This window comes from Pseudomonas sp. 210_17 TE3656 (genome assembly GCF_054821965.1).
In genome coordinates, this window is record NZ_JBTRBC010000001.1 from 2,418,365 (window position 1) to 2,442,178 (window position 23,814).

Annotated in this window: 25 protein-coding genes and 2 pseudogenes; 13 read left to right on the forward strand and 14 right to left on the reverse strand. The window is 62.3% G+C overall.

Going from position 1 to position 23,814, the window contains the following annotated elements; all coding sequences use genetic code 11:
• Nucleotides 1–208 precede the first annotated feature (208 nt).
• The 6 genes and pseudogenes from ACVI9W_RS11340 to ACVI9W_RS11365 form a co-directional block, all read right to left on the reverse strand.
• On the reverse strand, nucleotides 209–1,447 hold the full coding sequence (locus tag ACVI9W_RS11340; RefSeq protein ID WP_422415835.1) for a heme biosynthesis protein HemY: 1,239 nt from the start codon (nucleotides 1,445–1,447) through the stop codon (nucleotides 209–211).
• Nucleotides 1,444–2,538: a uroporphyrinogen-III C-methyltransferase gene (locus tag ACVI9W_RS11345; protein WP_038615772.1), complete on the reverse strand. Its 1,095-nt coding sequence runs from the start codon at nucleotides 2,536–2,538 to the stop codon at nucleotides 1,444–1,446. Before ACVI9W_RS11345 ends, ACVI9W_RS11340 begins: the two co-directional genes overlap by 4 nt.
• Before the next feature lie 45 nt (nucleotides 2,539–2,583).
• Nucleotides 2,584–3,351 carry a uroporphyrinogen-III synthase gene (locus ACVI9W_RS11350; RefSeq protein WP_461530034.1) on the reverse strand — a complete coding sequence of 256 codons (768 nt, stop codon included), beginning with the start codon at nucleotides 3,349–3,351 and terminating at the stop codon, nucleotides 2,584–2,586.
• Nucleotides 3,348–4,289 carry a hydroxymethylbilane synthase gene (hemC, locus tag ACVI9W_RS11355; protein WP_038615777.1) on the reverse strand — a complete coding sequence of 314 codons (942 nt, stop codon included), beginning with the start codon at nucleotides 4,287–4,289 and terminating at the stop codon, nucleotides 3,348–3,350. Before hemC ends, ACVI9W_RS11350 begins: the two co-directional genes overlap by 4 nt.
• A 118-nt stretch (nucleotides 4,290–4,407) precedes the next feature.
• On the reverse strand, nucleotides 4,408–5,154 hold the full coding sequence (locus ACVI9W_RS11360; protein WP_038615778.1) for a LytR/AlgR family response regulator transcription factor: 747 nt from the start codon (nucleotides 5,152–5,154) through the stop codon (nucleotides 4,408–4,410).
• Nucleotides 5,151–5,258, reverse strand: a pseudogene (locus tag ACVI9W_RS11365) (sensor histidine kinase); the annotation flags it as partial. The pseudogene ACVI9W_RS11365 and the gene ACVI9W_RS11360, both read right to left, overlap by 4 nt.
• Before the next feature lie 219 nt (nucleotides 5,259–5,477).
• On the opposite strand from ACVI9W_RS11365, the gene argH reads away from it, so the two are divergent.
• Nucleotides 5,478–6,872, forward strand: coding sequence for an argininosuccinate lyase (gene argH / locus ACVI9W_RS11370; RefSeq protein WP_038615780.1), 1,395 nt, complete (start codon nucleotides 5,478–5,480; stop codon nucleotides 6,870–6,872).
• A gap of 52 nt (nucleotides 6,873–6,924) precedes the next feature.
• On the opposite strand, the gene ACVI9W_RS11375 is transcribed toward argH, so the two are convergent.
• Complete coding sequence (locus ACVI9W_RS11375) at nucleotides 6,925–7,587, reverse strand: glutathione S-transferase family protein (RefSeq protein ID WP_038615782.1); 663 nt, start codon at nucleotides 7,585–7,587, stop codon at nucleotides 6,925–6,927.
• Nucleotides 7,588–7,733: 146 nt separating this feature from the next.
• Here ACVI9W_RS11375 and ACVI9W_RS11380 point away from each other — a divergent pair, with 146 nt between their 5' ends.
• The 3 genes from ACVI9W_RS11380 (at nucleotide 7,734) to ACVI9W_RS11390 (ending at nucleotide 11,358) form a co-directional block, all read left to right on the forward strand.
• Complete coding sequence (locus tag ACVI9W_RS11380) at nucleotides 7,734–8,018, forward strand: hypothetical protein (RefSeq protein ID WP_038615784.1); 285 nt, start codon at nucleotides 7,734–7,736, stop codon at nucleotides 8,016–8,018.
• Between the two features lie 84 nt (nucleotides 8,019–8,102).
• Complete coding sequence (locus ACVI9W_RS11385) at nucleotides 8,103–8,348, forward strand: TIGR02647 family protein (RefSeq protein ID WP_038615787.1); 246 nt, start codon at nucleotides 8,103–8,105, stop codon at nucleotides 8,346–8,348.
• A 163-nt stretch (nucleotides 8,349–8,511) separates the two neighbouring features.
• The gene (locus ACVI9W_RS11390) at nucleotides 8,512–11,358 is read left to right on the forward strand and encodes a class I adenylate cyclase (RefSeq protein WP_461530035.1); all 2,847 of its coding nucleotides are present in this window, start codon (nucleotides 8,512–8,514) and stop codon (nucleotides 11,356–11,358) included.
• Between the two features lie 3 nt (nucleotides 11,359–11,361).
• Here the strand turns inward: ACVI9W_RS11390 and rnk are convergent, their stop codons facing one another.
• From rnk to cyaY, 3 genes are all read right to left on the reverse strand, one after another.
• A complete protein-coding gene (rnk, locus tag ACVI9W_RS11395) occupies nucleotides 11,362–11,781 on the reverse strand; it encodes a nucleoside diphosphate kinase regulator (RefSeq protein WP_038615792.1) in 420 nt (139 codons plus the stop codon).
• A gap of 133 nt (nucleotides 11,782–11,914) precedes the next feature.
• Nucleotides 11,915–12,136, reverse strand: coding sequence for a DUF1289 domain-containing protein (locus ACVI9W_RS11400; protein WP_461530036.1), 222 nt, complete (start codon nucleotides 12,134–12,136; stop codon nucleotides 11,915–11,917).
• A gap of 1 nt (nucleotide 12,137) precedes the next feature.
• Complete coding sequence (gene cyaY, locus ACVI9W_RS11405) at nucleotides 12,138–12,470, reverse strand: iron donor protein CyaY (RefSeq protein ID WP_038615797.1); 333 nt, start codon at nucleotides 12,468–12,470, stop codon at nucleotides 12,138–12,140.
• A 191-nt stretch (nucleotides 12,471–12,661) separates the two neighbouring features.
• Here cyaY and lptM point away from each other — a divergent pair, with 191 nt between their 5' ends.
• The 6 genes from lptM to ACVI9W_RS11435 are packed head-to-tail and all read left to right on the forward strand — an operon-like array spanning nucleotide 12,662 to nucleotide 17,233.
• Complete coding sequence (lptM, locus tag ACVI9W_RS11410; protein ID WP_038998077.1) at nucleotides 12,662–12,799, forward strand: LPS translocon maturation chaperone LptM; 138 nt, start codon at nucleotides 12,662–12,664, stop codon at nucleotides 12,797–12,799.
• Between the two features lie 9 nt (nucleotides 12,800–12,808).
• Entirely contained in the window at nucleotides 12,809–14,056 is a 1,248-nt protein-coding gene (gene lysA / locus ACVI9W_RS11415) for a diaminopimelate decarboxylase (protein WP_191830541.1), read from the forward strand.
• Nucleotides 14,057–14,060: 4 nt separating this feature from the next.
• On the forward strand, nucleotides 14,061–14,891 hold the full coding sequence (dapF, locus tag ACVI9W_RS11420) for a diaminopimelate epimerase (RefSeq protein WP_157194644.1): 831 nt from the start codon (nucleotides 14,061–14,063) through the stop codon (nucleotides 14,889–14,891).
• 13 nt (nucleotides 14,892–14,904) lie between these two features.
• On the forward strand, nucleotides 14,905–15,642 hold the full coding sequence (locus ACVI9W_RS11425; protein ID WP_422421295.1) for a DUF484 family protein: 738 nt from the start codon (nucleotides 14,905–14,907) through the stop codon (nucleotides 15,640–15,642).
• Nucleotides 15,642–16,541 (forward strand): tyrosine recombinase XerC, encoded by a 900-nt coding sequence (xerC, locus tag ACVI9W_RS11430; RefSeq protein WP_038615809.1) that lies wholly within the window; start codon nucleotides 15,642–15,644, stop codon nucleotides 16,539–16,541. The genes ACVI9W_RS11425 and xerC overlap by 1 nt, the downstream gene beginning before the upstream one ends.
• A complete protein-coding gene (locus tag ACVI9W_RS11435) occupies nucleotides 16,538–17,233 on the forward strand; it encodes an HAD family hydrolase (RefSeq protein WP_038615811.1) in 696 nt (231 codons plus the stop codon). The genes xerC and ACVI9W_RS11435 overlap by 4 nt, the downstream gene beginning before the upstream one ends.
• 107 nt (nucleotides 17,234–17,340) lie before the next feature.
• Here the strand turns inward: ACVI9W_RS11435 and sutA are convergent, their stop codons facing one another.
• From sutA to glnK, 3 genes are all read right to left on the reverse strand, one after another.
• A complete protein-coding gene (gene sutA / locus ACVI9W_RS11440) occupies nucleotides 17,341–17,667 on the reverse strand; it encodes a transcriptional regulator SutA (RefSeq protein WP_038615813.1) in 327 nt (108 codons plus the stop codon).
• Nucleotides 17,668–18,142: 475 nt separating this feature from the next.
• Entirely contained in the window at nucleotides 18,143–19,474 is a 1,332-nt protein-coding gene (locus ACVI9W_RS11445; protein ID WP_461530037.1) for an ammonium transporter, read from the reverse strand.
• A 41-nt stretch (nucleotides 19,475–19,515) separates the two neighbouring features.
• On the reverse strand, nucleotides 19,516–19,854 hold the full coding sequence (gene glnK / locus ACVI9W_RS11450) for a P-II family nitrogen regulator (RefSeq protein WP_002555808.1): 339 nt from the start codon (nucleotides 19,852–19,854) through the stop codon (nucleotides 19,516–19,518).
• 371 nt (nucleotides 19,855–20,225) lie between these two features.
• Between glnK and ACVI9W_RS11455 the strand changes: the two genes are divergently transcribed.
• Entirely contained in the window at nucleotides 20,226–20,489 is a 264-nt protein-coding gene (locus ACVI9W_RS11455; protein WP_038615819.1) for an accessory factor UbiK family protein, read from the forward strand.
• Nucleotides 20,490–20,607: 118 nt separating this feature from the next.
• Here the strand turns inward: ACVI9W_RS11455 and ACVI9W_RS11460 are convergent, their stop codons facing one another.
• The gene (locus ACVI9W_RS11460) at nucleotides 20,608–20,913 is read right to left on the reverse strand and encodes a DUF3077 domain-containing protein (protein WP_461530038.1); all 306 of its coding nucleotides are present in this window, start codon (nucleotides 20,911–20,913) and stop codon (nucleotides 20,608–20,610) included.
• Between the two features lie 414 nt (nucleotides 20,914–21,327).
• On the opposite strand from ACVI9W_RS11460, the gene ACVI9W_RS11465 reads away from it, so the two are divergent.
• Together ACVI9W_RS11465 and ACVI9W_RS11470 are read left to right on the forward strand one after the other, a co-directional pair.
• Entirely contained in the window at nucleotides 21,328–22,107 is a 780-nt protein-coding gene (locus tag ACVI9W_RS11465; protein WP_461530039.1) for a class I SAM-dependent methyltransferase, read from the forward strand.
• 167 nt (nucleotides 22,108–22,274) lie between these two features.
• A pseudogene (locus ACVI9W_RS11470) lies at nucleotides 22,275–23,770 on the forward strand (YifB family Mg chelatase-like AAA ATPase).
• The last annotated feature ends 44 nt before the right edge of the window (nucleotides 23,771–23,814 follow it).

Consider the following 23,814-nt stretch of genomic DNA (forward strand, 5'->3'; position numbering starts at 1 on the left):
CGCAATCGAGATGGGCAGACTTCAACGGTAGAGGATTGCCGCATCTTGTTTCAAGGCGCGACAAATAGGATAAGTCGTTGACTACAAAGGGAATGGTCGCGAAACAAGCTAGAAATATATTCAGCTATTGTCGGACGAGGGCGTAGGGATTTGTAGGCGTTTTCGTCGAAGGCTTGGGCTTGCGGTTTAGCGCAAGCCCAAGGGTAGCTCAAGCTCGAACAGCTTCTGGCAAGGGCAGCGCCAGCAGGCGTTCGTCCAGCAGGCCCAGCCCCTCCTGGAACAGCTGGTTGCTGCGCTCGGTATCACCCAGCCCGGCCAGCAGGCGTGCCAGTTCGGCACAGGCCTCGGGATTGCGTTGCAGGCGCAAGCTGCTTTCCAGGTAGTCACGCGCCTTGCCCCACAAGCGGTTCTGCAGGCTCAACCGCCCCAGGGTGAGCAACAGGCCAGGGTCATCGCCGTGCTGCTTCAACCAGCCTTCGGCGGTCTGCAGCTGGCGCGCCAGATCAGTGCCGCGCACCAGGCCGTAGAGCCGCGCCAGGTGGCTCTCATACTGGCGCTTGAGTGCTGTGCGCAGCACCTCTTCCGCCTCGCTCTCCGCCCCCAACTGACGCAACTGCTCGGCATAGGCCAACACCAGTTGCGGCTCCTGACGCTGGGCGGTAGTCAGCTGCTGCCAGGCCCGTTCCAGAGACTGACGGGCACTTTGCTCCTCACCTTCACGGCTGGCGGCCAGGCTGAGGTTCTCGCCCCAGGCGCGTCGCTCCAGCTCCGCCAGTTCAGCGGCGGGCAGGACCTTGTCCTTGCGTAACTCAGGCAACAACCGGATCAGCGCCGACCAGTCACCGCGCTCACGGTACAGCCGCTGCAACAAGCGCAGCACCTGGGCGTTATGCGGATGACGCTCTTGCATGGCCTGCAGGGTGACCAGAGCCGCATCGCTCTCACCGTGATCCATCTGCAGCTGAGCGTGGCTCAAGGCAATCGCCAGCTCCGCTTGCGGCTGGCGCTCCAGGGCGCGTTCGAGCAGGTTGTCACGGTCCTCGGTACGCCCCAGTTCGTTCGCGGCGCGTGCAGCGCCCAGGTAGTACAGCAGCGGTTGACGCTCCGCTTCGGCGGCGCGTTGCAGGTGGCGCTGAGCGCTGGCCCAGCGACCCTCGGCAAGGTCCAGCTGGCCCTGCTCGATGGCCAGACGGGTACGACGACTGCGGTTGCGGCGCGACCAGGGATTGACCACACCGCTGGAGGTCAGCACCAGGCCGACCAGATAGCGCACCAGCAGCACGGCGAGAATGATGCCGGCCAACACGGCCAGTGCCGCCCAGAGCCCGGATTGATAGCGAAAGCTGCCGTAGGAAATCAGCACATAACCGCTGTGCTTGGCGATCGCGATCCCGAGTGCGGCAGCGGCCGCAATGGCCACCACCGCCAACAGGTAGACGCGCTTCATGGTTTGCCCTCCTCGGCCGGCAAGTGCCGGCGCTCGAGGTAGGCTTGAACCGCACTGAGGCTGTCGGCCAGATCCGGGACCACCACCGATACCGGCTCTTCGGCCAGGGCATTGAGGCTGTCGAGCATTGCCTTGCTTTGCGGGTTGTCCGGATTGAAGTTGGCCAGCAGAACGCTGCGCGCATCGTCCAGGGCCTGGGTATACACCTTGGCTTCGCCATTGAGCGCAGCCCACTGGGCCTGTTCGATGGTCAGGCTGAGCGCCAGACGCAGTTGATTGAGCGACTGCCCGGCAAGTAATGGACGAACATTTTCGTCAGCGTTGAAATCAATCTGGAAGTACTTGGACAGCTCCGCCCACCACTGCGACCAGCGACTGGCGCCATCGCCATCGGCGGTCAAGGCGCCCAGGGCATTGGCATCGCTGTTGAATTCAGGCGACACCGCACTGAGTTGCTGTACCAGTTCACGCTGGGCCGCCAGCTTCAGGAACAAGCCGGTACGGTCCGGTTGCTGGACGCTGCTGAGGGTGGCCAGGCTTTTCGCCAGCTGCTCACGGGCGGCGAAGGCACCCGGGTCGCTCTGCTCGCGCAGAATGTCATCGGCACCCTGGACCAGGGCGCGGGCACTGACGATGTCCTGCAGGGCCGACAAGCGCAGACTGGCCAGACGCAGCAAGTGCTCGGCTTCGGCCAGGCGCCAGTCTTTGCGGCTGGCACCCAGAATACTTTCCAGGCGCTGGCTCAGGCGCTGCTGATCGCCCTGCAGCTGCGCCACCAGGCGACGGCGGTCTTCAAGTTCGGTTGCCGCAGGCAAACCCGCCAGTTGCGCCGACATCTGCTGCTCACGCAATTGCAGCGCCTGGGTCTTTTCGCTCAAGGCTTGCAGGTACTGGCCCTGGCCTTGTTCGGCGCCCTGGAGCTGGCGCACCTGCCATACCCCCCAACCGCCAACGGCAACGCCCGCAGCACCGAGCAGCAAGGCCAGGATTGCCAGGCCGTTGCCCGAACGTTTGGCCGGCGGGGTGGTGGAGGGTTCAGACGCGTCAGGCGTCGATTGCAAGTCATCGTTGGGCAAGACAGTTTCGCTCACGTATCCATCCTTTGCATTGGGCTCGTCGCCAATCAGCTTAGCGCTTCAGAGGGCAGGTGCAGGCATTTGCTGCACGACTGCCAACAACGCCGCGGCGCTGGCACCGCGACAGTCCACTACATTCTGTGCCCCGGCTTCCCGGGCTTGCGCGGCAACACGCGGGCTGGGCACGAACAGCGGCAGCTGCGCCAACTGCGGCCACTTTTCCCCGGCCAGTTGCCGCAAGTGTTCAAAACCCTGCCCACTGCTGACCACCAGGCCGTTCAGGCGTTCCTCGGCAACTCGCGCGGATAACGCGCCGTCCGGGTAGGCCGGCAGGTAGCGGCGGTAGAGTTGCAGATAATCGACACTAGCACCTTGCTCGGTGAGACGCTCGGCGAGCAATTCGCGCCCGCCTTCGCCACGCATGATCAGCACCCGCGGTGCCGGGCCGGCAATCGCCTGGTGCAACGCGGGCAGCTGCAGGAGTGCTTCGCTGTCATCGCCAGCCGGTGGGAAGCTGACCTGGCAGCCCTGGTCCTGAAGAATCTGCGCAGACGCAGCCCCCACGGTAAACCAGGCTGACTGAGGCAACCGCGGCCAATAGCGGGACAGTTCTGCCAGCCCCAGGCGTGCAGCCGGCTTGCTGACCACGATAATCGCAGCGTAGCGATCAAACGCGCGCAGCAGGCCGAGCTGGGACTCATCCAGGCTCACCGCCTCAATCTCCAGCAGCGGTAGACTGCTGCTGGCAACCCCTTGCTCAGCCAGCACCTGTGCCAGCGCGGTGCATTCTTCCGCCGGCCGGGTCAGGAGCAGGCGCCAGCCGTTCACGGGTGACCGGCCTCGCCATACACGGCTTTGAGGATGTCTTCGGCGCCTTGCTTGAGCAGGTCTTCGGCAACCTGAACGCCCAGGGCCTCAGCATCGCCACGCGGCGCACGGGCCTGAGCGGTCAGCAGCTTGCCACCGCTCGGTTCGCCGACCAGGCCGCGCAGCCACAGCTGGTCGCCCTCCAGCACGGCGTAACAGGCGATCGGCACCTGGCAGCCGCCATTGAGGTGCTTGTTCAGCGCTCGCTCGGCAGTCACGCGGTCAGCCGTGTCCTGATGGTGCAAAGGCGCCAGCAATGCATGGATTTCGCGGTCGGCGCTACGGCATTCGATACCCACCGCGCCCTGGCCACCGGCAGGCAGGCTGTCATCGACACTGATGCCGGAGGTGATGCGATCTTCAAAGCCGAGACGAATCAGGCCGGCGGCAGCGAGGATAATCGCGTCGTACTCGCCGGCGTCGAGCTTGGCCAGACGGGTGTTGACGTTGCCGCGCAGAAAACGGATCTCGAGGTCTGGGCGACGGCTCAGCAGCTGGGCCTGACGACGCAGGCTGGAGGTGCCGACGATACTGCCGGCAGGCAGCTCATCGAGGCTCTTGAAGGTATTGGAAACAAAGGCGTCACGCGGGTCTTCGCGCTCACAGATGCAATACAGGCCCAGCCCCTCGGGGAAGTCCATCGGCACGTCTTTCATCGAGTGCACGGCGATGTCGGCCTGGTTTTCCAGCAACGCGGTTTCCAGTTCTTTGACGAACAGGCCCTTGCCACCGATCTTCGACAACGGCGAGTCGAGCAGCTTGTCGCCGCGACTGACCATAGGCACCAAGGTTACCAGCAGACCAGGGTGGGCCTGCTCCAGACGGGCTTTGACGTATTCGGCCTGCCACAGGGCAAGGGCACTTTTACGCGTGGCAATGCGGATTTCGCGAGTGGACATGGATCGATCCGTACAAAGATAGATGTAACGGATGATAACAGTTCATTCAGACCCGCTTGCAGATCTATGTCACAGGAGAAATTAACCATCCCTGGTAGGAATATTCTCCAATCCCGGCCTAGAGGTGCTGCATCATCTTGCGCACGCCCGCCACATGCCGGCGGCTGACAATCAGCGCATCGCCATTGAGGCCTTTGAGAAACAGCTGAAAATGCCCCAGCGGCGTGCGCTGCAAACGCTCGATGCGGTTGCGGGCCACCAGGGCATTGCGGTGAATACGCACAAAACGATCACCAAACTCGTCTTCCAGTGCCTTGAGTGGCTCATCCAGGAGCACTTCGCCGGACTCATGGCGCAAGGTCACGTACTTGTGATCGGCGATAAAGTAAATCACCTGGTCCAGAGGAATCAGCTCGATGCCTTTGCGGGTCCGCGCGCTGATATGGCTGCGCGGGCCACTGCCGCTCTCGGCTGCCGGACGCGTCAGCGCCGCCAGTTGCACCCGGCTGGGGCGCTCGGCCTTGCGCAACGCCTCACGCAAGGCATCGGCGGTCACCGGCTTGAGCACATAACCAAGCGTGCTCTCCTTGAAGGATTCTACGGTGAATTCGCCATCCGCCGCACAGAACACCACGGCAGGCGGAGCTTCGCGCTCACACAAGCGGGCAGCGACCTGGAGACCGTCCAGACCCGGCATGCGGATGTCGAGCAGGACCACCTCGGGTTTGAGGCTGTCAATAAGGGCCAGAGCCTCTTCGCCATTGGTGGCGCTGGGCTCCAGCACTGTATAGCCCCCCAGTTCGCCAAGCAGTCGGCTCAGGCGTTCCCGGGCTTGGGGTTCGTCATCAACGATCAGGACATTCATATTGCGCTGGATTCCTGCGTGAGTCTCGCACAAGGGTAGCGTAGACGGGTGAGGTGACGACCGTCACGGCGATCCACGCTCAGACTCGCACGATGGCTAAAGATTCACTGGCTCAGCATGAAACATGCCGAGCCTCTGTCCAACTGTAGACGGTTGCCGGAACGCTGCCGTTCATTCGATAAATATCCTGTTGCGAACGCCCTGTCGCCTGCCTTTGCCGCGACATAATCACGCATTTGCCCCGACCGCCGTCCTGCGGCACGCGCCTCAACCCTGTTATCATCGACGCCACTTTTCCGTTCACGCCTTCAACGAGTGAATCCATGAGCACCGACAAGACCAATCAGTCCTGGGGCGGCCGCTTCAGTGAGCCCGTCGACGCCTTCGTCGCCCGCTTCACCGCCTCCGTCAATTTTGACCAGCGCCTGTACCGCCACGACATCATGGGTTCGATCGCCCACGCCACCATGCTGGCGAAGGTCGGCGTGCTCACAGACGCCGAGCGCGACACCATCATCGATGGCCTGAAAACCATCCAGGCTGAAATCGAGGCCGGCAACTTCGACTGGCGCGTCGACCTTGAAGACGTGCACATGAACATCGAAGCACGCCTGACCGACCGCATCGGCATCACCGGTAAAAAGCTCCACACCGGCCGCAGCCGCAACGACCAGGTCGCCACCGACATCCGCCTGTGGCTGCGTGACGAAATCGATCTGATCCTGGCCGAGATCACCCGCCTGCAGCAGGGCCTGCTGGAGCAGGCCGAGCGCGAAGCCGAAACCATCATGCCCGGCTTCACCCACCTGCAGACCGCCCAGCCAGTGACCTTCGGCCACCACCTGCTGGCCTGGTTCGAGATGCTCAGCCGCGACTACGAGCGTCTGGTCGACTGCCGCAAGCGCACCAACCGCATGCCCCTGGGCAGCGCCGCGCTGGCGGGCACCACCTACCCGATCGATCGCGAACTGACCTGCCAGCTGCTGGGCTTCGAAGCCGTAGGCGGCAACTCGCTGGACGGCGTCTCCGACCGCGACTTCGCGATTGAATTCTGCGCCGCGGCCAGCGTGGCGATGATGCACCTGTCGCGCTTCTCCGAAGAGCTGGTGCTGTGGACCAGCGCCCAGTTCCAGTTCATCGACCTGCCTGACCGCTTCTGCACCGGCAGCTCGATCATGCCGCAGAAAAAGAACCCGGACGTTCCGGAGCTGGTTCGCGGCAAGACCGGCCGTGTGTTCGGCGCCCTGACCGGCCTGCTGACCCTGATGAAAGGCCAGCCGCTGGCCTACAACAAGGACAACCAGGAAGACAAAGAGCCGCTGTTCGACGCCGCCGACACCCTGCGCGATTCGCTGCGTGCCTTTGCCGACATGATCCCGGCGATCAAGCCGCGCCACGCGATCATGCGTGAAGCCGCCCTGCGTGGCTTCTCCACCGCGACCGACCTGGCCGACTACCTGGTACGCCGTGGCCTGCCGTTCCGTGATTGCCACGAAATCGTCGGCCACGCGGTCAAGTACGGTGTCGATACCGGCAAGGACCTGGCCGAGATGAGCCTGGAGGAACTGCGCCAGTTCAGCGACCAGATCGAACAGGACGTGTTCGCCGTGCTGACCCTCGAAGGTTCGGTCAACGCCCGGGACCACATCGGCGGTACCGCCCCGGCGCAAGTACGCGCCGCCGCAGCCCGCGGCAAGGCGTTGCTGGCCAGCCGCTAAGCCCTGCGCACAGGCTCGCCGGCGTCCTGCCGCGAGCCTGCTGCATCCGCTGTCAGCGCTTGCCGCCGCGCACCATTTCAAGGAACGCCGGCATCTGCGCCTCCTTGTCAGCCGCGATTTTCTGCACATTCGGATTGTTCTTGAAACGTTCAAGCAGCTCGCGTGCTTGCGGGAAGTCTTCCAGCACATCGATACCGAAGATCTTTTTGCCCACCGCATAAGCCAGATCGACGCTGAAGCAGAACATCACGTCGGCGATGGTCAGGCTGTCGCCAGCGACATACGGGCTGAATTTGCCGTTGCGCTTGAGGGTGGCAATACCTGCCAGCAGCTCGGCTTTGGCCTTGTCCTTGATGGCCGGGTCGACCTGGGCGCCGAAGAAGGCTTCGGGGTAGCAGGCGCGGGCAGGCAACTCGATGTACAGCTCGATCTCCTTGGCCAGTTCGTGCACCTTGGCCTGAGCGAAAACCCCTTCAGGCAACAGCGCCTTACCCGCCTGGGTCCGCTCGATGTAATCGAGGATCAGGTTGGTTTCACTGAGAAAACCGTGCTCGGTCTCCAGCGTCGGCACCTTGCCGCGCGGGCTTTTCTGCAGTGCTTCGGGGCTCTGGCCGCCGAAAAACGGCACTTCTTCAAACGGTACACCCTTTTCCAGCAGCGCCAGCTTGACCATGTTGTAGTAGTTGCTGACGGCAAATCCATAAAGCTTAAGCATGAAAACAGCCTCCAGGCCGTAAAGGGGTTGGCCGGATTGTTATAGACCCATGACCGGGTACTGACCAGCATCATGGAGATTGTCGATAGCCGGGCATTGACGCTTGGCTCATGGCAAACTGGGTGCCCCTTCAGAGGAGATCGCCCATGAGCGAGCCAACCGACATCGACAGCGACGAAGAAGAGTTCGCCGAGTCGACCCTGATCGAAGCGATCGAAAACCAGATTGAAAGCGACAACCCGCCAGCGGCCAAAGCCACGTTCAACAAGCTGACCCTGGTGGGTTACGAGCGCGAAGACATCCTCAACCTCATGGCCCATGTGCTGGCCCACGAGATCGACGCGATGCTCGAAGAAGACCGTGCGTTCAACACCGAATGGTATGAAACCGCTTTGCGCGCCCTGCCCGAGCTGCCGCCGGAAAAGGACTGAAGCAAAGCAGGATTTCCCTGACTACACTGCAAAACCAGGCACCGGCGACGGTGCTGCCCTCCTTGTCTGGAAGTCGGAGTCTCTATGTCGTTTACCCCCGAACTGATTGCCGAGCTGGAAGTCCTTGCCCTGTTCAACCTGGATAGCAGCCAGGAAGGCATCAAGGTCCATAACACTGCCTCCAAAGAACTCATCGCTGCAGCTCAACGCCTGTACGACAAGCAACTGACCGACCAGCCTGATGGCGGTTATCTGACCAGTCTGGGGCATGATGCTGCCGAGCACGCGCAGCAGCTGCTGACCATCCTGAACGTCGCCCAGCCTGCCTGAGAACAATGATCATCGCGGGGCAAGCCCGCTCCTACAGGGTTAATCACCACCTGTGGGAGCGGGCTTGCCCCGCGATGCATTGAGCGCTAATAAAATGGCGTCAAAATTAAATTAACACTTAAACTCGCCACAGCTTCCCCCAGACGGCCGGTTGTAGCCCGCGATGAACCACCCCCACGAAATCCGCCCCGACCTTGATCAGGGCATTGACCGCAAGGTGCTCAGCCAGCTGCGCCAACGCTTCCTGACGCTCAATCGGGGGCGCCTGGAGCGGGCCATGGACGGACTGTCGAGCCGCCAACAGCAGGTCATGACCCTGCTGCCGCTGTTCTTCCACGTCAATCATCCGCTGTTGCCCGGCTATGTGTCCGGCGCTACACCGGCGGGGGTCGCCAATTTCGAACCCGATGCCCAGCTGTTGGCCGAAGCCCAGCGCCTGACCCGCTCGTTCGCCTACAAGGCGCGCCGCGGCAACCCGCCCCAGCCGATCCACGGCCTGTTCCTGATGGGCAGCCTGGGCACCCTGGCCCAGGCCGAGCAGAGCGACATGGACGTCTGGGTCTGCCACGCCGCCGACCTCAATGACAGCGAACGGGAGGAGCTACGCAAAAAGTGCCAGCTCCTGGAAAGCTGGGCCGCCAGTCAGGGTGCCGAAGCCCACCTGTTCCTGATCGAGCCGGAGAGCTTCGCCAAAGGCGAACGCGACGGCCAACTGAGCTCCGACGACTGCGGCACCACCCAGCACTACCTGCTGCTCGACGAGTTCTACCGCACCGCCATCTGGCTCGCCGGACGTACACCTTTGTGGTGGCTGGTGCCGGTCTACGAAGAACCGCGCTATCACCGCTACATCGAAACCCTGCTGTCCAAGCGCTTCGTGCGCGCCGAGGAGCACCTCGACCTCGGCCATCTGGCGCATATCCCGCCCGGCGAATTCGTCGGCGCCGGGCTCTGGCAACTGTTCAAGGGCATCGAGTCGCCGTACAAGTCGGTGCTCAAGCTGCTGCTGACCGAGGTCTATGCCAGCGAACACCCGCAGGTGCAGTGCCTGAGCCTGCAGTTCAAACAGGCAGTGTTCGCCAATCGCCTCGACCTCGACGAGCTCGACCCGTACATGATGGTTTACCGGCGCATCGAGCAGTACCTGCTAGGGCGCGGCGAACGCCAGCGCCTGGAACTGGTGCGCCGCAGCCTGTACCTGAAAGTAAACAAGAAGCTCAGCGGCCTGGCCCGCCAACGCAGCGCCAGCTGGCAACGCGACCTGCTGCAGCGGCTGAGCCAGGAATGGGGCTGGGACGAACGCCAGCTGTCCCTGCTCGACAGCCGCAGCCAGTGGAAGGTGCGCCAGGTCGAGGTCGAGCGCCGCGAGCTGGTGGCCGAGCTCAACTACAGCTACCGCTTCCTGTGCCAGTTCGCCCGTAGCCAGAACGCCACCAGCCGCATCGACCAACGCGACCTCAGCGTCCTTGGCCGACGCCTGTATGCGGCCTTCGAGCGCCGCGCCGGCAAAGTTGAATTCATCAACCCGGGGATCGCCCCGGACCTCGCCGAAGGCACCCTGACCCTGGTCCAGTCGCCCAACCGCAAAGAGCCCGGGCAACTCCACTGGGGCCTGTACAACGGCAATCTAGGCGTACACGAGTGGGAGCATTTCGCCCCGATCAAACGCTGCCGCGAATTGCTTGAGCTGCTGACCTGGGCCCATCGCAACGGCGTGATCGACAGCAGCACGCGCCTGGCCTTGCACCCGGGTAGCAGCGACCTGAGCGAGTACGAGCTGTTCAACCTGCTCGGCAGCCTGCAACAGAGCGTCGCCCTGCCCTTGCCGGTGGTCAGCGAACAACGCCTGCTGCAGCCAAGCGAGGCTGATGAAATTCTCTTGCTGGTCAACGTCGGCGTCGATCCGCTGCGTCACCATCGCGACCTGAACATCCTGATGACCACCGAGCGCACCGACTCACTGAGCTATGCCGGGGTACGCGAAAACCTGGTGCTGACCCTGGACCAGGTCACCCTCAACAGCTGGAACGAGGTCCAGGTACACCGCTACGACGGCGAACATGCCTTGCTACGCTGCCTGCGAGATTACCTCGGCAATCTCGGCGCCACCCACCTGCCCAGATTGCGCGTACGTTGCTTCTGCCATAACCGCGCCCAGGCTATAGCCCAGCGGGTAGAGGAAGTATTCACCAGCGCCCAGACGCTGCTGGCGCAGAACCTCAACCATCGCTATCTGCTGCAGGTTCAGCAACACACTCATGTACTGGAGTTGCAGGCCGGGGCGGTGAACCTGGTCACGCTTGACGATCAGGACGCCGTGTTGCGTTACCTCAGCGAAGAACGCAGCGACTACAGCCCGCTGCACCTGGACGCCAACGCCCTGCAGGAGCTGGACCTGGCCCAGATCCTGCCCTTGGGCCAGCCGCAGTGCATCCAGCTGTTCTACCGGGTGCAGGATGCCTGGGCGGATGTCTATGTACTGGATGAGCACAACGCGCTATGGCAACAACGCCTACCGTTTCATGATGAAAACAGCCTGTTGCTACCGCTGCAGCGCTTCCTGCAGTCGATCGTGTTTCGCCGCGAAGCCCGCCTGCCGCTGGACAGCCTGCAGGCCCAGGGCTCTCTGGATATTCTTTATTACCAGTTGTTGCCATCAGGCACTGGCAAGGTCCGTCAGGTGGAAGCGCGACAGGTTGCGATCTCCGCCATCGACACGCCGTACTACGAAGTGCAGGCGATTCTGCAGGCAGGCGCCAGCGATGACGTGCAGGTCACCTTGTACTGCAATCAGCGGGAGTTTTCCGAGCTTGAGCATGGCGACCAGCTGTATGCCGTGGTCGCCCGCGAAATCATCGGACAGCGCCGCGAGACCGAGCGCTACCGTTGCTACATCACCGACCTGGACCTATCCGGCTTGCTCGCCGACGGTCTGGGTTCGAGCATTCTCTACCTGCGCTACAAAGGCGAGCTGGAGCGGGCGCTCAACGAAGCCCTGGCGCAGGCATAAGGCTCAGAGGTCGAAGTCGCCCGCGGCTTCTGGCTGATACTCGACCGCCAGCAGCTCAAGCTTCAGGGTCTTGCCGCCCGGGAGTGACCAATCGATTTTGGCGCCTACCGACAGGCCCAGCAGCGCGCTGCCAACTGGCGCGAGGATGGAGATTTTGCCCTCGTCGGCATTGGCATCCTTCGGGTAGACCAGAGTCAGGTGGTAGTCCTTGCCGCTGGCTTCTTCGCGGCAATGAACCCGGGAGTTCATGGTCACGACACCGGCCGGAACTTCCTCGTGACCGACCTGCTCGGCGCGGTCCAGCTCGTCCTGCAAGGCGAGCACACCCGGAGAGTCCTGCATCTTCTCATCGAGGCTGTCGATCAGACGCTCGAGACGCTGAACGTCCAATCGGGTGACGATAATGGAAGGCTTGGTGCTCATGATCCAGTCAGACTCCTTTTTTTGAACGATATAAAGCAAAACCCCGCCCAAGGGCGGGGTTTGCAGGAATTCGGCACAGCCGAAACAAGCTCGACACTACCACAGCCAAGTAAATACACAATACCCGCAGGGTTTAGGCCGATCCTGCCAGTTGCCGACGCGCCCGGGCTTCCTCGCAGATCTGCCGGCGACGCTGGTCATCGGCAGATCGCCACTGACGAATATCTTCGACATGGCGAAAGCAGCCAATGCAGACCTTGTGCTCATCCAGCCGGCAGGTGCTGATGCAAGGCGACGGCACCGCCGGGCTGACATTGCTGTAGAGCGGCTTGGCCGGCTTTGGCGCGTTGCTCATCTCAGATCTCTTCGAAGTCGAGCTTTTCGCCGACCCGCTCCCAGACGATGCGCTCAAGCATCTCGCCCAGCAACTCTTCGGTTTTTTCGCAGGTCCACTTGCCGCTCTGCTCGTCATAGTCGAAGTGGAAACCACCGGACTTGTCGGCCAGCCACAGCTGACGCAGCGGCTCCTGGCGGCTGAAGATCAGCTGGGCGCCGTCTTCGAACTTGATGGTCAGGATCCCTGCCGAGTTCTCCATGTCCAGATCCAGATCAGCTTCGTCGAACAGGTCTTCCAGGGCCTGTTGGGTCGCGTCGACCAGGTCGTGAAAACGCGCTTCGGTCAAACTCATTGCAAGAACCTCAAAAATGTCTGCACACACGCAAGCCGGGCAAGATACGAGCGCGGCGCGCCGAATGCAAAGGATAACGCCCGCCACCTCACCCCGGCAGCCCCCGCCCGACGGCGGGCCGCCCGCATAGGCAAGGCGGCAGGTGCTCGGTATACTCGGGCGCAATACTGCTTATTACAAAGGATTACGCCATGAAGCGCCTGATCTCCACCCTCGCGGCGCTCGTCGCGGTTGCCTGCCTTGTTTCCGCCTGCGGCCAGAAGGGCCCGCTGTACCTGCCAGACGAGAGCAAAGACGGTCAAAAGTCGCAATCGCACAAGCACCAGTAAGGGTAACCCATGGACGCTTTCAACTACCGCGACGGTCAACTGTTCGCGGAAGGCGTGGCCCTGTCGGCCATCGCCGAACGTTTCGGCACACCAACCTACGTCTACTCGCGCGCCCACATCGAGGCCCAGTACCGTAGCTATGCCGACGCTTTGCAGGGTGTTTCGCACCTGGTGTGCTTTGCCGTCAAAGCCAACTCCAACCTCGGTGTGCTGAACCTGCTGGCCCGTCTGGGTGCAGGTTTCGACATCGTTTCCGGCGGTGAGCTGGAGCGTGTCCTGGCCGCCGGTGGCCGCGCCGATCGCGTGGTTTTCTCCGGTGTCGGCAAGACTCGTGAAGACATGCGTCGCGCCCTGGAAGTCGGCGTGCACTGCTTCAACGTCGAGTCCACCGACGAGCTGGAGCGCCTGCAAGTGGTTGCCGCCGAGATGGGCCTGCGCGCGCCGATTTCGCTGCGGGTCAACCCGGACGTCGATGCCGGCACCCACCCGTACATCTCCACGGGTCTGAAAGAAAACAAGTTCGGTATCGCCATCGCCGATGCCGAAGAGGTGTACATTCGCGCCGCCCAGTTGCCTAACCTGGAAGTGGTCGGTGTCGACTGCCACATCGGCTCGCAACTGACCACGCTGGAACCCTTCCTCGACGCCCTCGACCGCCTGCTGGCGTTGATCGACCGTCTTGGCGACTGCGGTATCCACCTGCGTCACCTGGATCTGGGTGGCGGTGTTGGCGTGCGTTACCGTGACGAAGAGCCGCCGCTGGCCGGTGACTACATCAAAGCCATCCGCGAACGCCTCGGCGAGCGCGACCTGGCCCTGGTGTTCGAACCGGGCCGCTACATCGTGGCCAACGCCGGCGTCCTGCTGACCCGCGTCGAATACCTCAAGCACACCGAGCACAAAGACTTCGCCATCGTCGATGCGGCCATGAACGACCTGATTCGCCCGGCCCTTTACCAGGCCTGGATGAACGTCACCGCGGTGCAGCCGCGCGCGGGTGAAGGGCGTACCTACGACGTGGTCGGACCGATCTGCGAAACCGGCGATTTCCTGGCCAAGGAGCGTACGCTGAACCTGGCCGAAGGCGATCTGCTGGCGGTGCATTCGGCGGGCGCCTATGGTTTTGTCATGAGCTCGAACTACAACACCCGTGGTCGCTGCGCCGAGGTCCTGGTCGATGGCGACCAGGCGTTCGAAGTACGCCGCCGGGAAACCGTAGCCGAGTTGTTCGCCGGCGAAAGCCTGCTGCCGGAGTAAGCCCATGCTGCTGCGTTTTACCAAAATGCATGGGCTGGGCAACGACTTCATGGTCCTCGACCTGGTCAGCCAGCATGCGCACATCTTGCCCAAGCACGCCAAGCAATGGGGCGATCGCCACACCGGCATCGGTTTCGACCAGTTGCTGATCGTCGAAGCGCCGAGCAATCCGGAGGTGGATTTCCGCTATCGGATCTTCAACTCCGACGGCTCCGAGGTCGAGCAGTGCGGCAACGGTGCGCGCTGCTTCGCCCGCTTCGTGCTGGACAAGCGCCTGACCGCGAAAAAACGCATCCGCGTTGAAACCAAGGGCGGCATCATCGAGCTGGACGTGCGCAACGACGGGCAGATCTGCGTCGACATGGGCCCGCCACGCCTGGTGCCGGCCGAGATTCCGTTCGACGCCCCGGCCCAGGCCCTGAGCTACCCGCTGGAGGTGGCCGGAAAGCAGGTCGAACTGGCCGCCGTGTCGATGGGCAACCCCCACGCCGTGCTGCGCGTCAACGACATCAACAGCGCCCCGGTGCACGAACTGGGTCCACAGATCGAGCACCATCCGCGCTTCCCGCAGCGGGTCAACGTCGGCTTCATCCAGGTCATTGACCGCCATCGCGCGCAATTGCGTGTCTGGGAACGCGGCGCCGGGGAAACCCAGGCCTGCGGTACCGGTGCCTGCGCCGCTGCCGTGGCCGCGATCAGCCAGGGCTGGATGGACTCGCCGCTGCTGATCGACCTTCCTGGTGGACGCCTGTCCATCGAGTGGGCCGGCCCTGGCCAGCCGGTGTTGATGACCGGCCCTGCCGTACGCGTCTTTGAAGGACAGGTTCGTCTATGAGTGAGTGCCAACCATGACCGATCAGCCCCAGGCTCCTGCCGAACAGCCCACCGACCTTAGCGCCGAGGGCTCGACGCCCGCCTTCGGGGCTGAGGCCGTGGTTGCCTTTCTACGTGACAACCCGACGTTCTTCGCCGAACACGACGAGTTGCTCAGCGAGCTGCACATTCCCCATCAGCGCGGCGACAGCGTTTCGCTGGTGGAGCGTCAGCTCAAGCTGCTGCGCGACCGCAACATCGAGATGCGCCACCGTCTCTCGCAGTTGATGGACGTGGCCCGAGACAACGACCGGCTGTTCGACAAGACCCGCCGGCTGATTCTCGACCTGCTCGATGCCGACAGCCTGGAAGCCGTGGTCATGGCCGTCGAAGACAGCCTGCGCCAGGAGTTCAAGGTGCCCTTCGTCAGCCTGATCCTGTTCGGTGAAACCGCCGCGCCAGTCGGGCGCTGGGTCAATAGCGCCGACGCCCAGCAAGCCATCGGTGGCCTGTTGTGCAGCGGCAAGACGGTCAGCGGCAATCTGCGCGACCATGAGCTGGACTTCCTGTTTGGCGAAGACCAGCGCAAGGAAGTCGGCTCGACCGCCGTCGCCACCCTGAACCACCAGGGCCTGCACGGCGTACTGGCCATCGCCAGCCGTGACCCGCAACACTACAAAAGCACGGTCGGCACCCTGTTCCTCAGCTACATCGCTGAAGTGCTCGGCCGCGTAGTGCCGCGCTTTACCCAGACCCTGCGCCCGGTGCGCTGATGGAACGCCAGCTACAGGCCTTCTGCGCGCACCTGCGCAATGAGCGCCAGGTGTCCGGGCACACCCAGCTGGCCTACCGCCGCGACCTCGACAGCGTCCTGGCCTTCTGTGCCAAATCCGGTATCGACAGCTGGAATGCCCTGCAGATCCAGCACCTGCGCCAGTTTATCGCCCGCCAGCATCACCACGGCCAGTCGTCCCGTAGCCTGGCCCGGCTGCTTTCGGCAGTGCGCGGTTTCTACCGCTATCTCAACCGCGAAGGCCTGTGCAGCCATGATCCGGCCAACGGCCTGTCGGCGCCCAAGGGTGAGCGGCGCCTGCCGAAAACCCTCGATACCGATCGTGCCTTGCAGTTGCTCGAAGGCGCGGTGGAAGACGACTTTCTCGCCCGTCGTGACCAGGCCATGCTTGAGCTGTTTTATTCCTCCGGCTTGCGCCTGTCGGAGCTGACCAGCCTCAATACCGACCAGCTCGACCTGCCCGCAGGCCTGGTCCAGGTGCACGGCAAGGGCAGCAAGACGCGGGTATTGCCGGTCGGCCGCAAGGCGCGCGAAGCCCTCGAACAATGGCTCGCGTTGCGCGGTATCAGCGCACCACAAGACAACGCCGTATTCGTCAGTCGCCAGGGCCGTCGCCTCGGCCCACGCGCTATCCAGCTGCGCGTACAGGCTGCCGGCGAACGTGAGCTGGGGCAGAACCTGCACCCGCACATGTTGCGGCACTCTTTTGCCAGCCACCTGCTCGAATCGTCCCAGGACCTGCGCGCCGTGCAAGAGATGCTCGGCCATGCCGACATCGCCACCACGCAGATCTACACTCACCTTGATTTCCAGCACCTGGCCGCCGTCTATGACAGCGCCCATCCTCGGGCTAAACGCAGTAAGGGCAGCGATTCATGAGCATCAAGCTGATCACCTTTGACCTCGACGACACCCTGTGGGACACCGCCCCCGTGATCGTTAGCGCCGAAGCCATCTTGCGCGACTGGCTGGCCGCCAATGCGCCGGACCTTGGCGCAGTACCCGTGGAGCACCTGTACGCCATCCGTGAGCGCCTGGTGCAGGCGGAGCCCGGGCTCAAGCACCGCATCAGCGCCTTGCGCCGCAAGGTGCTGTTCCGCGCCCTCGAGGACGTCGGCTACAGCGAGAACAAAGCCCGCGAGCTTGCCAACGAAGGCTTCGAGGTGTTCCTCCACGCGCGTCACCAGATCGATATCTTTCCCGAGGTCCAGCCGGTGCTGGAGATCCTGCGCCACAGCTACACCCTCGGCGTGGTCACCAACGGCAATGCCGATGTGCGTCGCCTGGGTCTGGCCGACTACTTCAAGTTCGCCCTGTGCGCCGAGGATCTGGGGATTGGCAAGCCCGACCCCCAGCCCTTCCTTGAAGCGCTGCGCCAGGGCCAGGTCGAAGCCCATGCGGCGGTGCATATCGGCGACCATCCCGGCGACGACATTGCCGGCGCCCAGCGCGCGGGCCTGCGGGCCATCTGGTTCAACCCACAGGGCAAGACCTGGGAGGCTGACAACCAGCCCGACGCCGAAATCCAGCGCCTTTCGCAGCTGCCCGAGCTGCTCAACAGCTGGCGCTGATCCCCCCCGGTGGGAACAACTGCCTTGTAGGAGCGGATTTATCCGCTCCTACAAACAGGCACAAAAAAGCCCGCAGCGACGGCGGGCTTTCTTGCTGACGGAACCACTCAGATAGGGCGGCTACCGTACTTGTTGTCCGGCTTCTTGGGCGGATCGGCGACCACATTGGCCTCCACTTCCTGCACCTTGCCGCCACGGGAGAGGAACTCTTCCATAGCTTTGGCCAGGGCATCACGCTCCTTCTGCTTGGCTTCCATGCTCGGCATCTCGTCTACCGAGACAGCTGCCGACTTGGACTTGCCCTTGGCAACAGGTACCGGGCTGTCGTCGCCGCTGTCGTCAGCCACATCATCGGCTGCCGCTTCGAGGCCTTCATCACCTTCGTCTTCGTCGCCTACTTCGAGGTCGTCATTTTCCAGATCGTCGTCGCTCATGTTCTACCTCATGACTTGCGAAAAGCACATTAGTTATAGTCCAGCAGCGCCGTAAATCGACAGCCGCCGGAAAAATTCAAAGGGTCGCGGGTTTGCCGCCACCTCGGGTGTGCGCCAAAGAGCCTGGCGAACACCGTGCAGGTCCCGCTCTTGGCAGGGCCTGACAAAATTAAAGAGCTGCCGATAGTGAACCGTCGGCCTACCCTGGCGTGATCAGCCTGCTCATTGGCAAGCCTAGCAAAGGGTAGCGAAGTTTGCGGACAGCTTGTCAGCTCCCTTCGGCGCGCATTCTAGCGTGCTCAGAGAAAAAGCAAAGTGCCTAACTATCACTCTGGTCTGTAAGTTTTCTGCCTATCTGCAGCCAGCCGAAAAAGTGGCGGCAAAAGCGCCGAAAGAAACCGTTTGCGTTGCCTGAAAGCGACAAACTGCAGGCAAAAAAAATGCCCGGCAAGCCGGGCAAGATTTTTCGAGACAGTTACAGGTTGTAGCCGCGCTCGTTGTGTTGCGCCAGGTCGAGACCGACCGACTCTTCTTCTTCGTTAACCCGCAGGCCCATGACCAGATCCAGCACTTTGAGAATCACGTAGGTGACGATCGCGGTGTAGATCACGGTAAAGCCGACGCCTTTGGCCTGAATCCAGACTTGCGCGCCGATGTCTTCGACGGTGCCGAAGCCACCCAGTGCCGGGGCTGCGAACACGCCAGTGAGGATCGCGCCGACGATACCGCCGATACCGTGCACACCGAAGGCGTCCAGCGAGTCGTCGTAGCCGAGCTTGCGCTTGAGGCTGGTGGCGCAGAAGTAGCAGATCACACCGGCTACCAAGCCGATTGCCAGGGCGCCCATCGGGCCGACCGTACCGGCAGCCGGGGTGATGGCGACCAGGCCGGCAACCACACCCGAGGCAATGCCCAGAGCACTTGGTTTACCGTGGGTCAGCCATTCGGCGAACATCCAGCCCAGCGCCGCAGCGGCGGTGGCGATCTGGGTCACCAGCATGGCCATGCCCGCAGTGCCGTTGGCGGCCGCGGCGGAGCCGGCGTTGAAACCGAACCAGCCGATCCACAGCATGGCCGCGCCCATCAGGGTGTAACCGAGGTTGTGCGGGGCCATCGGCGTGGTCGGGAAGCCCTTGCGCTTGCCCAGCACCAGGCAGGCGACCAGACCGGCGATACCGGCGTTGATGTGCACCACGGTGCCGCCCGCAAAGTCCAGCACGCCCCAGTCCCACATCAGGCCACCGTTGCCGCTCCAGACCATGTGGGCAATCGGTGCGTAGACCAGGGTGAACCAGATGGCCATGAAGATCAGCATCGCCGAGAACTTCATACGCTCGGCAAAGGCACCGACGATCAGCGCCGGGGTGATGATCGCGAAGGTCATCTGGAAGGTAATGAACACCGCCTCGGGGAACAACGCCGCCGAAGAGGTCAGGCTCGCAGGCGTCACGCCAGCCAGGAAGGCTTTGGACAGGCCGCCGACGAAGGAATTGAAGTTGACTACACCCTGCTCCATACCGGTGGTATCGAACGCCAGGCTATAACCGTAAACCACCCACAGAACGCTGATCAGGCCAGTGATCGCAAAGCACTGCATCATCACCGAGAGCACGTTCTTGGAACGCACCATACCGCCGTAGAACAGGGCCAGGCCCGGGATGGTCATGAACAGCACCAAGGCTGTGGCGGTCAACATCCAGGCGGTGTCGCCGGAGTTGAGCACGGGGGCTGCCTCCTCTGCCAGGGCCAGGCCGGGCATTACGAGAGGCAAAAGGGCTCCTAGCCCTGCGAATCGACGCAGAGTCATGTTGTTTTCTCCTGGGGCGTTGGGGTTTGGTGAGGCTTTTTTTAGATCGCGTCGGTATCGGTTTCGCCGGTACGGATGCGAATCGCCTGTTCCAGATTAACCACGAAAATTTTCCCGTCACCGATCTTGCCGGTGTTGGCCGCCTTGGTGATCGCTTCGATGACCCGGTCCAGATCTTTGTCGTCGATGGCGACGTCGATCTTCACCTTGGGCAGGAAATCAACCACATACTCAGCACCGCGATACAGCTCGGTGTGGCCCTTCTGCCGACCGAAGCCTTTGACTTCAGTGACAGTAATACCCTGCACGCCGATTTCAGACAGCGACTCGCGCACGTCGTCCAACTTGAACGGCTTGATGATGGCAGTGACTAGCTTCATGAAACTCTCTCCCGAATTGGTGGACTTGCCCCAGGAAAACAAACCCGACTCAAGTCTAAGCGCAGCGCCTGGCTTTGTAACGCGTCGTCGACCGAAACCGCTTGATGCTCCGCCTGCACCCCGTTTCGTCACGGTGACTGCATCAGTGCATGGGTCACAAAGGTCTTAGCAGAAACCTTGCCAGATCCGCTAAATCGTCCAATTACAGACACTTGCGTTGGCCGCTGTTGATTGGCCAGTCGCCATCAGCGTTTCGCTGCACAATTACGGTGCGTGACGATTGACCGCGATGCGCAAAAAGCGTGCAGCTCAAGGCCGCTAATACTGCGTGCTACACTGGCGCCCCACTTGGATACAGCGGATAGCCGAACATGCTCGCGCCCAAAGCCTTTCTCGATGCCCTGAGCGACCAAGCCTCGCGCCTGTTCAGCGGCGACACCTCGCAACCTCGCGCCGAACTCGAAAGCCAGTTCAAAGCCCTGCTGCAAAGCGGCTTCAGCAAACTGGAACTGGTCAGCCGGGAAGAATTCGACAGCCAGATGGTAGTCCTGGCCCGCACCCGCGCCCGTCTTGAAGCGCTGGAGGCCAAGGTCGCCGAAATGGAAGCACGTCTGAATCCCCCCGCCGCCGAATAAAACGACCACCTGTTTTCACTCGGTTACTGTAGGAGCGGATTTATCCGCGATGGGGTGCGTCAGCGCCCCTGCTGTGTTGATGGGACGGCGTTACCGTCCATCGCGGATGAATCCGCTCCTACAAGTCCGGCAGGCGTTGCAACTCGATCCCGTCGATCAACGCATCAATCAACGCCCGCGCAAATTCCACTGAATGCTGGGTCGACCAGACATAGCTTTTCCCAGGCTCCGCGGTGTATCGCACCACCTCTTCAATGCTGACGCTGGCGCACTTGAGATAGAGCGAAGCATGCACCAGCGCGTCCTCGGCGCTGACACCCGAACACACATTGAACAACGGCGGATGCTCGGGACAACTGGCAACAGGCCTTTCGATGGTGCGCACAAAGGGCAAATCGGGTGGATCAGGAACGGGCTTTTTCATCGGGTGACTCCCATGCAGATGGAGCAACCACCGTTCGCTGCTAAACGAATAGGGTGGCAGCTGTACGCGGGTTAGCAGACCGGGCATAGGAACCGGCGCACCCGAAGGTGCCCCACGCACAGCCGCCATTGACCAGAAATACAGGCGGGGGAAAACCTGTATCAGGGAAATGGAGCTCTGCTTATGCCCTGGACTGCTAAATCCGGTCGTTGAATTGGCAACGACTGTCACAGGGTAGGCATGCACCTGGGCAGGCGCAACAGAGCAGCGGCGCCGGGAGTATGATTCAGAATGGTCTGACAGAAAACAGCTACAACCTGATCAGCCCCCCTGCACCTTAAGGAAAGTCCCCTCGCTGCCGATAACCGAGGACTCGAGCGCTGCGGCCTCTCCCTTCAAGAAAGCAGGTACCCCATGAAAGTCTGCATCACCCACCGAGAGATTTTCTATCACGTTCTTAACGCCGTCTTTCAGGCGTGCGACAAGCAGCCGGTGATCGCCGAACTCGGCGTTCTGCGGGGAGAAAACGCGCTCAAGCTGTACAACGCGCTAACGCCGGAAAAGATGGTGCTGATCGACAGCTGGAGCCCAGTGGCAAACGACCAGTACAGCCCGTTCGATCCGTTGCCGGCCTGGGTTGAGCCGATCGACACCTATGCTTACTACTACGGCGGCTCGATGTACGATCCAGCGACCTGGGATCGCCTCTACCATGAATGCCTGAGCAGGTTTGTCGACAAGGATAATGTCACCACGATCCGCGCCGACACCATCAGCGCCATTGAACAGATCAAGCCGAAAACCGGCATCGACAAGTTCGACCTGGTCTACATCGATGCCAACCACCAGTACGAATACATCCTGCGTGACTTGATGTACTACCAGGACCTGGTAGCCGACGACGGTTTCATCCTGCTCAACGACTGCTGCCACAGTCTGAACGGCACCAAGCAGAACCTTGGCGTGCTCGAAGCATTGAGCAGCTTCCTCAAGCGCAGCGACTTCATTCCGCTCGCCATGACCAACACCGATTGGTCCGATGTCATCCTGGTGCGCAAGAACTCGGTCATGGTGCAGCTCGTCGATATGGCGCTGACCAACTCCGACATCCCGTTCGTGGAAATTCCGTACCAGCTGATTTCTGCCGCGAAAGTGATCAGCGGGCAGCAGCGCGCGAACATCAGTTTTGCCTGAACCTCAGTTGCGCTGACAAAACGAGAATCCGGTGCCAGTCCTCTGGTATCGGATTCTTCAGGCCAAGCCTGTAAAAACCAGACTCACTCTTCCCCGCCCTCACCCTCCCCACCCCACTATCCTTGCAAAGCCGCAGGACGCGGCCCCGTATCGATCATGGAGTGTTCATGTCCCTCGCCCTTGTCCACAGCCGCGCCCAGGTCGGTGTATCGGCCCCGGCGGTCAGTGTCGAAGCCCATCTGGCCAACGGCCTGCCGGCGCTAACCCTGGTCGGTTTGCCTGAAGCGACCGTCAAGGAGAGCAAAGACCGCGTGCGCAGCGCGATCCTCAATTCCGGCCTGGAGTTCCCCGCCCGGCGCATCACCCTCAACCTCGCCCCGGCAGACTTGCCCAAAGACGGCGGCCGCTTCGATCTGGCGATTGCCTTGGGGATTCTTGCCGCCAATGGCCAGTTCCCGGTCACGGCTCTGGGCGAACTGGAATGCCTGGGAGAACTGGCGCTATCCGGCGCCATACGCCCGGTACAAGGTGTGCTACCGGCAGCCCTGGCAGCCAGAGCAGCCGGCCGGGCCCTGGTAGTCCCTCAAGAGAACGCCGAGGAAGCCTGCCTGGCGTCAGGTCTGGTGGTATTTGCGGTCGGGCATCTGCTGGAGCTGGTAGCCCACCTCAACGGGCAGACACCACTCAATCCCTACGCCGCCAATGGTTTGCTGTTGCAGGTCCGTCCGTATCCCGATCTGAATGAAGTCCAGGGCCAGCAAGCGGCCAAGCGCGCGCTGCTGGTCGCCGCCGCCGGGGCGCACAATCTGCTGTTCAGCGGCCCGCCGGGCACCGGCAAAACCCTGCTCGCCAGCCGTCTGCCCGGCCTCTTGCCGCCGCTGGACGAACGCGAGGCCCTGGAGGTGGCGGCGATTCAATCGGTAGCCAGCCATGTACCGCTCAGCAGCTGGCCGCAGCGACCGTTCAGGCATCCTCATCACTCGGCGTCCGGGGCTGCGTTGGTAGGTGGCGGCAGCCGCCCGCAGCCCGGCGAGATCACCCTCGCCCATCACGGTGTGTTGTTTCTCGATGAATTGCCGGAATTTGAACGGCGGGTACTGGAAGTACTGCGCGAACCATTGGAGTCCGGTGAAATCGTCATCGCCCGGGCCAAGGACAAGATCCGCTTTCCGGCACGCTTCCAGCTGGTCGCAGCGATGAACCCCTGCCCCTGTGGATATCTCGGCGACCCCAGCGGACGCTGCCGTTGTGGCAGCGATCAGATCCAGCGCTACCGCAACAAGCTCTCCGGCCCCTTGCTCGACCGCATCGACCTGCACCTGACCGTTGCCCGCGAGGCCACGGCCCTGTCCCCGGTTGCCGGCAATGGCGAAAGCAGCGCCAGCATCGCGGCGCACGTCGCTCGCGCCCGGGAGCTTCAGCAACAGCGTCAGGGATGCGCCAATGCCTTTCTCGACCTGCCGGGCCTGCGCCAGCACTGCACGTTATCACCGCCGACCAGCACTGGCTGGAAAGCGCCTGTGAACGTCTCAGCCTGTCCCTGCGCGCGGCACATCGCCTGTTGAAGGTGGCCCGTACCCTGGCTGATCTTGAGCAAGCCCGGGACATTGACCGCCCCCATCTTGCCGAAGCATTGCAGTACCGACCGACAACTACAGCATGAGCAATTATTTCAACCTTGAAATATACAGTCCCCGGTATTTTATT